This window comes from Novosphingobium taihuense, assembly GCF_007830315.1.
GTDB classification, from domain to species: domain Bacteria; phylum Pseudomonadota; class Alphaproteobacteria; order Sphingomonadales; family Sphingomonadaceae; genus Novosphingobium; species Novosphingobium taihuense.
Genome location: NZ_VLKJ01000012.1, coordinates 109,744 through 119,147, shown reverse-complemented (window position 1 = coordinate 119,147; position 9,404 = coordinate 109,744). Strand labels below are relative to the sequence as shown.

General features: G+C 63.0%; 6 protein-coding genes. 3 read left to right on the top strand and 3 right to left on the bottom strand.

The window, feature by feature from the left end; translation table 11 throughout:
• Positions 1 to 132 precede the first annotated feature (132 nt).
• From manD to IQ25_RS18420, 3 genes are read left to right on the top strand one after another with little or no spacing between them, the layout of a single operon-like run.
• On the top strand, positions 133 to 1,341 hold the full coding sequence (manD, locus tag IQ25_RS18430; protein WP_144907738.1) for a D-mannonate dehydratase ManD: 1,209 nt from the start codon (positions 133 to 135) through the stop codon (positions 1,339 to 1,341).
• 27 nt (positions 1,342 to 1,368) lie between these two features.
• On the top strand, positions 1,369 to 2,886 hold the full coding sequence (locus tag IQ25_RS18425) for a hypothetical protein (protein WP_144907737.1): 1,518 nt from the start codon (positions 1,369 to 1,371) through the stop codon (positions 2,884 to 2,886).
• Positions 2,886 to 3,770, top strand: coding sequence for a sugar kinase (locus IQ25_RS18420; protein ID WP_246415539.1), 885 nt, complete (start codon positions 2,886 to 2,888; stop codon positions 3,768 to 3,770). Before IQ25_RS18425 ends, IQ25_RS18420 begins: the two co-directional genes overlap by 1 nt.
• A 296-nt stretch (positions 3,771 to 4,066) precedes the next feature.
• On the opposite strand, the gene IQ25_RS18415 is transcribed toward IQ25_RS18420, so the two are convergent.
• From IQ25_RS18415 to IQ25_RS18405, 3 genes are all read right to left on the bottom strand, one after another.
• The gene (locus IQ25_RS18415; protein ID WP_455430057.1) at positions 4,067 to 5,029 is read right to left on the bottom strand and encodes a DUF4274 domain-containing protein; all 963 of its coding nucleotides are present in this window, start codon (positions 5,027 to 5,029) and stop codon (positions 4,067 to 4,069) included.
• Positions 5,030 to 5,434: 405 nt separating this feature from the next.
• Positions 5,435 to 6,670 carry an MFS transporter gene (locus IQ25_RS18410; protein ID WP_144907735.1) on the bottom strand — a complete coding sequence of 412 codons (1,236 nt, stop codon included), beginning with the start codon at positions 6,668 to 6,670 and terminating at the stop codon, positions 5,435 to 5,437.
• 23 nt (positions 6,671 to 6,693) lie between these two features.
• Positions 6,694 to 9,378 (bottom strand): glycoside hydrolase family 2 TIM barrel-domain containing protein, encoded by a 2,685-nt coding sequence (locus IQ25_RS18405; protein ID WP_144907734.1) that lies wholly within the window; start codon positions 9,376 to 9,378, stop codon positions 6,694 to 6,696.
• Between the last annotated feature and the right edge of the window lie 26 nt (positions 9,379 to 9,404).

Genomic DNA, 9,404 nt, shown 5'->3' with positions numbered 1-9,404 from the left:
AGAGCCGGTCGTGGGACTTGCCAGTTGCCATACAAACTTTCTGGTAATACCAATTCAGGGAACTTGACAGACCGAAACTGGTCCGTCAATCGGTATTACCACAATCCGCCTGTCCTTAGCGAGTGCATCCCCATGAAAATCACCGCCGCCCGCGTCATCGTCACCTGCCCGGGCCGCAACTTCGTGACCCTCAAGATCGAGACCGACCAGGGCGTCTACGGCATCGGCGATGGCACCCTCAACGGGCGCGAGCTTTCGGTCGTCGCCTATCTCGAGGAACACGTCATCCCCTGCCTCATCGGCATGGACCCGCGCCGCATCGAGGACATCTGGCAGTATCTCTATCGCGGGGCCTACTGGCGGCGTGGCCCGGTGACGATGCGCGCGATCGCCGCGGTCGACATGGCGCTGTGGGACATCAAGGGCAAGATGGCCGGCATGCCGGTCTACCAGTTGCTCGGCGGGCGCAGCCGTGACGGGATCATGGTCTATGGCCATGCCAACGGGTCTGATATCGCCGAGACGGTCGAGGCGGTCGGCCATTACATCGACATGGGCTACAAGGCGATCCGCGCCCAGACCGGCGTGCCCGGCATCAAGGATGCCTATGGCGTGGGCCGGGGCAAGCTCTACTACGAACCGGCCGATGCTTCGCTGCCCTCGGTGACGGGCTGGGACACGCGCAAGGCGCTGAACTATGTGCCCAAGATGTTCGAGGAGCTGCGCAAGACCTACGGCTTCGACCATCACCTGCTCCATGATGGCCACCATCGCTACACCCCGCAGGAAGCGGCCAACCTTGGCAAGATGCTCGAACCCTACCAGCTGTTCTGGCTGGAGGACTGCACGCCTGCCGAAAACCAGGAAGCGTTCAGGCTGGTCCGCCAGCACACCGTCACCCCGCTGGCGGTGGGCGAGATCTTCAACACCATCTGGGATGCCAAGGACCTCATCCAGAACCAGCTGATCGATTACATCCGCGCAACCGTCGTCGGTGCGGGCGGCCTGACGCATCTGCGCCGCATCGCCGATCTTGCCAGCCTCTACCAGATCCGCACCGGCTGCCACGGCGCGACCGACCTCTCCCCCGTCACCATGGGCTGCGCGCTCCACTTCGATACCTGGGTCCCCAACTTCGGCATCCAGGAATACATGCGCCATACCCCCGAAACCGACGCCGTCTTCCCCCACGACTACCACTTCGAAAAGGGCGAACTCTTCGTCGGCGATACACCAGGCCACGGCGTCGATATCGACGAAAATCTCGCCGCCAAATACCCCTACAAACCAGCCTACCTCCCCGTCGCAAGACTAGAAGATGGCACCATGTGGAACTGGTAAAGCAAGAACAGAACAGGTGAGGATACGATGAAAAAGGCATTTCTTGCGGCAACCGCACTGGTCGCCTTGACTGGGGCAGCCGCTGCTCCTGCTCCCTCACTCCAGCTTACCAGGCTGGTGAAGGTCGGCACGGTCGACGAACGATACCAGTCCTACAATATCGAGATGGTTGAAGTGACCGGCGGCCGCTTCTGGGCGCCCTACGGCGGCCCCGCCGACGAGCGCTACCGCCAGCGCCCGCCGATCGACCTGACCGATCCGAAGCTGGTCGCACTGGCCAAGGCCCTCGGCCCCAGCCTCGTGCGCGTCAGCGGCACCTGGGCCAACAACACTTACCTCGAGGCCGAGGGCGAACACCTTGTCGCGCCGCCTAAAGGCTTCGTGCAGGTGCTGACCCGCGACCAGTGGAAGAATGTCGTCGCGTTCTCCAAGACCGTCGACGCCCCCATCGTCACCAGCTTTGCCGTCAGCAACGGCACGCGCGATGCCAACGGCGTTTGGACGCCCTCGCAGGCGCAGCGCCTGGTCGACCTCACCCGCGAAGCCGGCGGTTCGCTTTACGCCGCCGAATTCTTCAATGAAGCCAACATGCCCAGCGCCGCACCGCAAATGCCCAAACCCTACACAGCGGCAAATTACGGTGCAGAGTTCCGCCTTTTCCGTGATTGGGCGCGCAAGTCCGTACCCGGGATGAAGATCCTCGGCGTTGGCGGTGTCGGCGAGGCGGGCCTGCTGACCGACGTGCCGGTCCCCGGCGAGTTCGGCTCCCATGTCAGCACCGAAGACATGATGAAGGCCAATCCGAACAGCGTCGATGCGGTGTCCTACCACTTCTATGGCAGCGTATCGCAGCGCTGCGCCGGTCTGGGCATCGGCACCGCACAGAAGGCGGACGCGCTTACCGCCAGATGGCTCGACATGACTGTGCGCGATTACCGCTATTACGCCGCGCTGCGCGACCGGTTCGAGCCGGGCAAGCCGGTGTGGAATACCGAGACAGCGCAGGCCGCTTGCGGCGGTTCCCCTTGGGCTTCCACTTTTCTCGACACGTTCCGTTACCTCAACCAGAACGCCGCGCTGGCGCAACAGGGCGTTCAGGTCGTCATGCACAACACGCTTGCGGCCAGCGACTATGCCCTGATCGATCGTGACACCCTGACGCCGCGCCCCAACTACTGGGCCGCCGTACTGTGGAAGCGCACGATGGGCAGCACCGTGCTCGCCTCCCCCGCCTCGCCCTCGCCTGCCTTGCGGCTCTATGCCCAGTGCCTGCCCGGCAAGCGCGGCGGGGTCGGGGTGTTGGCGTTGAATACCGGCGAGGCTGCGCAGAGTCTCAACCTCGGCGGCAAGGGCACCGGCTGGACCATGACCGGCCAACCGCTCGATACGCGCACCGTGCTGGTCAACGGCAAGGCCCCGGCCCTCTCGGCAGACAACAGGCTGACCGGTCTCGATGGCGTGGAGGTCGGCGGCAAGGTCACCCTGCCCGGCCAATCCATCGCCTTTTACGCCATGCCCGGCGCCGCTAACCCGGCCTGCCGCTGATGCGCGCAGTCCTTGTCGGCGAGGCTATGCTCGAACTGTCGCAGGACGGTGCGCTGTGGCGCATGGCCTGGGGCGGCGATACGCTGAACACCGCAATCCACCTCGCCCGCAGCGGGGTGGATACGGCCTATCTCACCGCACTCGGCACAGATCCGTTCAGTGCCGACATCAAGGCGCAATGGGCCGCAGAAGGGCTGGACACCAGCCTCGTCCTGCCGCACCCGACACGCAATCCCGGCCTCTACGCGATCACCTGCGACGATGCGGGCGAGCGCAGCTTCACCTACTGGCGCGGCGAAAGCGCCGCCCGCGCGCTATTCGATTGCGATGGTATAGAAGCCGCGCTGGCCCATGCCGAAACGGCAGACCTGCTCGCGTTCTCGCTGATCTCGTTGGCGATCCTGCCCGATAGCGGGCGCGAGGCCCTGCTCGCCCTTGCCCGCAAGGTCCGCGCCAATGGCGGCCTCGTCGCCTTCGACGGCAATTACCGCCCGCGCCTCTGGCCTGACCGCCAAACCGCCCAAGCCGCGCGCGATGCCGCCATCGCCGTTGCCAGCATCGGCCTGCCCACGCTCGAGGACGAGACCATGCTCTCCGGCGAGACAGACGCGAATGCGGTTGCTGCACATTGGCAGGGGCTTGGCTGCGGAGAAACCATCGCCAAGCTCGGACCGGAAGGTTGCCGCCTGCCCGATGGCACGATCCTCGCCCCTGCCGAAGTCCTCAAGCCCGTCGACACCAGCGGCGCTGGCGACGCGTTCAACGCGGGCTACCTTGGCGCGCGCCTGCGTGGCGAAGCACCAGCGAAGGCTGCCATCGCGGGCCATGCGCTTGCGGGTTGGACCATCATGCGCAGGGGCGCAATCCCGGCGCGGGATTTCTAGGGCACGCGGGCGAATGTCCTCGCGGTGGGAACGTCAGCTATCCGCCGTTTTTCTCTAAGAGCTGCCTGTCAGGACTCGACCCCGAAGTGGTCGTAGCGGCGAGATCAAGCTACCGTCAAAAAGCGGTCATTCGTGAGTAACCGGGTGGCGTCGGCAACGCGCCCCATTTTCGCTTTCTCGAGAGGATGGTATTCTACCCCTAGATTGCCATGCGATAGGCTGAATAGCAGACCTGGAAGAGCGAAACGCATGGCGATCGTTGGACAAACGGGGACAGCGCGCGCTCCTGAGAGAGCCTAGAAAGTCAGGGCCTCTGGAAATCCGTCGTTGAAGGCGCCGCCCGCAATATCGCGACCAGGTAGATTATCCTCGAACGCGAGGTCCGGCGAGACCCGGTCTGCGGCGTCATCATACGCCCTCCGGCTGTCCAGTGCGATTTCGCGCCTAACGTAAAATCCAGCGGCAACGCGGCCGCGAATTGCGTGGATCAAGTCAAACGTCTCGCGCGCCCACGCCGGTACTTGGTCACGATTGTCTTCAAAGGGCCGATAAAATCCAGGCTCTGCATCATAATGAACGAGTACTGCCGTGGCCAAATCACATTGCGGCTGAGCAACGATCCAGGCGAGCGGCGCTACGCCATAGTCCCAATTCCAGTTACGCGCAGCCTGATGCCACAAATCTGGTGTTCCGGATCTCAGCCATTTCACGTAGCGGCGAGCGACTTTCGGTTCCAGGCCGAGGTTCTCCGCTTCCCGCAACCATTGCTGCAGTCTAACATCTGGATCTTTGCTGATTTTGGGTGGGGAATACCTTCGTTGGAGGCTCTTCACGATCGAGTTTTGGAACCACGTATTTCTGGCACGCGGGAGCGCGAGCTCGAGGACCAACAGTTTGTTGTCTTTTAGCAGAGCGCGGCCTCGTATGCTCTTGCCCTCCTCAAACTCGATCACCTCAGAGCCGTCTGGGAAGGACTCCTTGCTCTGCATAGATGGATGGCAGGCTGCAAGTTCGGCTCGGCTCATTCCGATGCGGAGCGGGCCGATAAGAACCTCGGACGGAAAAGAGCCGGGGAAATTTACTGTTTTGATCCGACCATCGGCACTTACCCATGCAGACCAACATCCGTCGTAATTGTATTTTTCGACCTTCCCTTCGTACGCTCTTCTCACGGTGACTACACTCGCAGGTAACTCCTCTTCGCTCATTCCTGGGCGAACGCTTGCTGCTTCCAAAAGGGCTTCGAGGCTGGGTCTCATCGTGGCTGGGGTTATCAGCGGACCTTTAACAGCTTGTAAATTATGGAACGATGCTATCCAATTTAAAACCAGAAGCGCAATTCGTGACGCGCGAAATGTGCTCGTTTCGCGACTCTGAAATTGGCAGCCCATTGCACGAATGTGCGTCGGCTTTGCCCTTAGTGAAGGTCGCTCACCCTCTTCAGCTTGCGAATTATTAGGCGCGGTCTGGCAGTTTATGTAAACTTCGACCGTGGTCCATCTCCTATCGGTCGGTCTGCCGTCGGCACAAACCTCGCCGTAGGTCGAATGTTCGCATACTCGGTTCGCGAACTGAAAGCCGACAGTCGCGAAACCACCCATTTCCCGCCGTTCAGTGCCCTGTCAGCGATCCGCAACAGCAGTCATCCCGTCAGCCTTGGCCGCCTAGGTTCTCGCCCGCAACAGGCTCCACAGCACCACCGCAGCCAGCAGGTCCAGCCCCGCCAGCGCCACGAACAGAGGGTTGTAGCCGAACACGTCGGCGCTCTGCCCGATCAGCAGCGTGAACAGCATGCCGCCGATCCACGCCGAGGTCCCAGCCATGCCGCTAGCCGTGCCCACGGTGCGGCTGTCGAACACGTCGGCGCAGAGCGTGATCAGCGCGCCGTTTAGAAGCTGGTGGGCAAAGCCGCCGATGCAGAACAACGCAATCGCCATCTCCGGCGAAGTGGCAAGGCCGATGCAGGCCGGCCCCACCATGCACAGCGCGCCCAGCGTCATCGTGATCTTGCGCGATGACAGCATCGAGGAGCCGCGCTTCATCAGCCACGGTGGCAGGAGCCCTGCGGCAAGGCTGCCGAAGTCCGCCGCAAGGAACGGCAGCCACGCCCACAGCGCGATGGATTTGAGGTCCAGCTTCCACACAGCCACGAGATAGAGCGGGATGAAGAAGTTGAAGGTCTGCCAGGCAGGTTCGGCCAGAAAGCGCGGCACTGCAATCGCCCAGAAAGAGCGGCTGCGCAGCACCTGGCCCTTGGTGGCAGGTTTGGTTGCATCGGGCTGGTTCATTGCCGCGATCGCATCGCGCTCCGCCTGTGACAGGCGCGGGTGCACGGCTGGATCGCGATAGCCGACCCACCACATTCCGGCCCAGACAAGGCTCAAGGCACCTGTCACCAGAAACGCCGCCTGCCAGTTCCATGCAAGGATGCAGAACGCGACCAGCGGCGGGGCGATCATGTTGCCCACGCTCGTGCCCATCTGGAACATACTGGTGGCAAGCGGGCGCTCCTTCGCAGGAAACCACTGCGCCACCGTCTTCGTGCCCGCCGGGATTGCCGCTGCCTCGCTTGCGCCCAGCAGCGAGCGGAAGAAAGCAAGGCTCATCCAGCCAGTGGCAAAGGCATGGGCCATGTTGCTCAGCGCCCAGCCCACGGCAAACAGGAAGAATCCCAGCCGCGTGCCCAGCGCATCGAGCACCGCGCCCGCAACGGTCTGCATCACCGTGTAGCTCGCCTGGAACGCCAGCACGACCCAGCTGTATTGCTCGGTCGTCATCGCAAACTCGGTCTTGAGCGTGGGCGCGGCCACCGACAGTGTCGAGCGTGCAAGGTAGTTGAGAATCGTGCCGAGTGTGATCAGCGCGATGATCCACCAGCGCAGCGGAAGTTTCCTGAGCATTTTTCTGTCCGTTGCCTGAAGGGTCAGCGCAGCTTCTCGATCTCGATCATCGAGACCCGCGCATCGCTGGTGCCGCTGACGAAATCGAGCGAAAGGCCGCCCTTGGCCTTGATCGTGATCACCTTGGCCTCGGCGACCGCACCGCTCGCCGGAATGGCAGGCTGGAATTTGCGCAGCAGCGCCTTCTTCCCGCTCTTCACGTCGAATGTGCCCGGCTTCTGCATGGCATGGGTGGCGAACCACAGCGTCACCTTGTAGCGCCCGTCTGCTACCGGCACGCGATAGGAAAAGGTCCCTGTGCGATAGGTTGCCAGCGCGCCGCGATCGTTAGTGCCCGTAATGGCGGTGGGCACGGCAGGCTTGCCATAGTCTGCCGGCTTGTCGAGCGATGCGGCGTTTCCGCCCTCGAACCAATTGTCCGAACCGAGAATACGGCCCTCACTCTTGGCGGCCATCAGCGCACCGGCATCTATCAGGAAGTGCTTTGCTGTCTCTGCCGCGAGCATCCAGTTGGCGCTGTCCTCGATCGTTCCACCGGCATGAACGCCACGTGCGACAAGAGCGTTGCTTCCCTCATCCAGCCTTACGCCGGTCCAGACGCAGGCCTTCTGTGGGCAATCGCTTTTCACGCCGAGCGACCGGCCATTAAGCAGCAGCTCGGTGCTGGCCGTGTTGCTGTAGACCTTCACGTCCGTCACCGGATAGGCGCGCTGGGTGTAGCGCTTCGATGTGATGTGTACCATCGGCGCCGCATTCCAGTTCGCCTTGTAGAACCAGAAGGCGTCCTTGCGGGTCTTGTGGTCGTAGGCGATCAGGCCCTTGGTGTTGATGTCCTGAGCGTCGCCCTCAGTTCGCACGGTCGTGGCAAAGTCGAACGAGTTCCACAGCCACGTGGCATAGAGCCAGGGCCGCGCGTCGAGCTGCGCCAGCGCAGTTTCATGGATGTGACTCTCGTATTCCTCGGGCTGCGCCGCGCCGCGCGAGTCCACAGGGCCGCCCAGTACGTTGTCGGTGTGCATGGTCAACGCGCCACCCGCACCATACTCGGTAACGGCCAAAGGTTGTTGCGGACGCTTTGCGCGCAACCCATCCAGATGCGGACCCAGATCACCCGGCTTGCCGAAGTACCATCCGAAATAGCGGTTCGCGCCGCCAAGGTCGGCCGCAACTGCAGTGGTCGGGATCGAGACTTCGCTGCCGAAAGCCCTCGCCTCGCAGCAGGTGGCAAGCGCAGTAGGCCGCGAGGGGTCGAGCGCCTTTGCCGTCTTCTGCAGCTCGTTCAGCAGCGGCATCGGATCGACCTCGCGCCCGTCCGCACCGCCGAACATGAACGACGGGATCGAATTGCCGAAGTCGACCTCGTTGGCAATGCTCCAGATGGCCGACGCGGCGTGGTTCTGGTTCTGGCGCACCAGTTCTGTCAGCTGCGCCTTCGCATTGGCGACCAGCGCCGGATCGGCAACCTTGCTTCCGCCCAGCGTCCACACCGAGACCAGCGGGATCTCGTCCCACACCACAATTCCGGCGCGGTCAGCCAGATCGTGGACGTCCTGTCCGTGCTGGTAATGGGTCAGGCGGATCGTGTTCGCGCCCATGTCGCGCAAGGTCGCGATGTCCTCGGCCACGTCTGCACGCGAAATCGCCCAGCCCTTCCCGTCACGGTCCTGATGATACCCGACACCACGCAGCCGATACGGCAGACCGTTGAGAAGGAACCCACGATCGGGATCGAACGCCATCGTGCGCAGGCCATAAGGCTGGCGAACCTCGTCAGAAACGGTGCCGTCCCCCTGGATCACCTGCGTGACCAGATCGTAAAGATAGGGATCGGCCGTGCCCTGCCAAAGGTGCGGACTGGCTACGGTCAGCTTCGCGGCAACTTCGGCGGTCTTGCCAGGCGCAAGCATTGAAGGCACGAGCGCAGAGGCCGCTTCGCGTCCCTCCCGGTCGACCAGACTGACCTTCACGCTGGCCTTGGCGGCCTTCGCAGCATCGTTGGCCACGCGCACCACCAGATCGACCTGCGCCTGGTCCTTTTCGGCCTTAACCGTCGTCGCGCGAATGCCGGTCCCGCCGGCATCGGCCAGATCGATGTGCAGGGGTGCCGTCGTGACCAAGCGGACCGGCCGGTAGAGACCGCCATGCACGAAGAAGTCGCCCGAGAGCGGCAGCACGTCTGCCGTGGAACTACCTGCCTTGGGCTGGGTGTTGTCAACGCGGACGACCAGCACGTTGTCGCCATCAGGCTTCATCGCCGCGGTTGCATCGAGCCTGAAGCGGGAGAATCCGCCCCGATGCTCGCCAAGGTAAGTGCCGTTAAGCCAGACCTTGGCCACACGGCTCGCCGCATCGAACTCCAGCCAGTGCCGCTTGCCCTTGGCTCCTTCCGGCGTCGCGAAATGCAGGCGATACCAGCCAACGCCAAGGCGCTTGTCGACTGTGGCAGCCGTGTTCGTGCCGCCAAGGTCGTGCTTGTAATAACCCACCCGGTTCCAGCTATGCGGCACCGAAACCTGCGCCCACTGCGCATCGGCAAAATCCGGGGCGACGGCATTCTCCACATCCTCGGCCGTGAATCGCCAGCCAGCATCAAGTACCGTCACCTCACGCGCATCGTGCGCCACGGCCGGTGCCACGCCTGCCATGATCAGGCAGGCGACAGAGGTTGCAAGGCGTGCTCTGGCGCGAGGTGCTGTAAATGATCGCATCCGCTCTCTCCGCGTAATTCTTCTGG